General features: G+C 75.9%; 2 protein-coding genes. Both read left to right on the forward strand.

All coding sequences use genetic code 11. The features are described from left to right. On the forward strand, positions 1–670 hold a 670-nt coding region (locus tag HV824_RS35815), incomplete at its 5' end, for a molybdopterin-binding protein (RefSeq protein WP_255208626.1). Further along, on the forward strand, positions 667–1089 hold a 423-nt coding region (gene mobB / locus HV824_RS35820; RefSeq protein WP_176425273.1), incomplete at its 3' end, for a molybdopterin-guanine dinucleotide biosynthesis protein B. The genes HV824_RS35815 and mobB, both read left to right, overlap by 4 nt.

Genomic DNA, 1089 nt, shown 5'->3' on the forward strand with positions numbered 1-1089 from the left:
CGGCACGCCCGCCCTGCCCCACCAGGTCTACGAGAGCAACCTCGTCCTCGTGGCCGCGCTCGCCCGGGAGGCCGGCGCGGAGGTTCTCCAGCTCGCCCGCGCCCGCGATGACGAGCGCGCCCTGCGCGACGCGCTCACCCGCCTGGCCCCGCAAGTGGACGTCCTCATCACCACCGGAGGCGCCTCCGTGGGGGACAAGGACCTGGTGAAGCCCGTGCTCGCCGCGCTCGGCGCCCGCTTCTTCGTGGACGGCGTCGCGCTCAAGCCCGGCAAGCCCGTGGCCGTGGCCCGGCTGGGTGACACCGCCGTCGTCGTGCTGCCCGGCAATCCCGGCGCGGCCACCGTGGCGTTCGACCAGTTCGCCCGCCCGCTCCTCCTCAAGCACCAGGGCGTGCGGGAGACGCGCCGCCGCGTCCGCGCCCACCTCTCCGAAGCGCGCCACAAGCAAGCGGGCCTCACCTACCTCATCACCACCACCCTGGAGGCTCGGGACGGCCTCGCGCCGCGCGCCGTGCTCCGCCCCCAGGGCGCCGGGCAGACGCTGCAGAACGTCCACGGCGAGGGCTGGGCCCTCCTCCCACCGGGCCGCGCGGACTTCGCCGAGGATGACCTCGTCGACGTCGAGCTCTTCGACCGGCCCACCTTCACCCCCGTGGGGGCGCCCGCATGAGCCGCGTCCCCGCGCTCAGCGTGGTGGGCTGGTCCGGCGCCGGCAAGACGACGCTGCTCACCCGGCTCGTCCCCGAGCTCGCCACGCGAGGCCTGCGCGTGGCCGTGGTGAAGCACTCCTCCGACGCCCATCCGCTGCACCGGCCCGGCAGCGACACCGCCCGCTACCACGACGCGGGCGCCGTGCTCTCAGGCTTCGCCACGCCCGCGGGCGTCCAGCTCACGACGGCCACCGCGCCCTCGGACGCGCTGCCAGCGCTGCTCGAGCGCTCCGCGGGCGCCGTGGACCTGGTGCTCGTCGAAGGCTGGAAGGACGGCCCCCTCCCCAAGCTGGAGGTATGGCGAGAGGGCCTGGGCCCGCCGCTGGCGCCCTCGCGCCCGGAGGTCTTCGCGGTGCTCACCGCCGAGCCCACCCTCCCC

It is taken from the genome of Myxococcus sp. AM009 (genome assembly GCF_013372605.1).
Taxonomy (GTDB): domain Bacteria; phylum Myxococcota; class Myxococcia; order Myxococcales; family Myxococcaceae; genus Myxococcus; species Myxococcus vastator.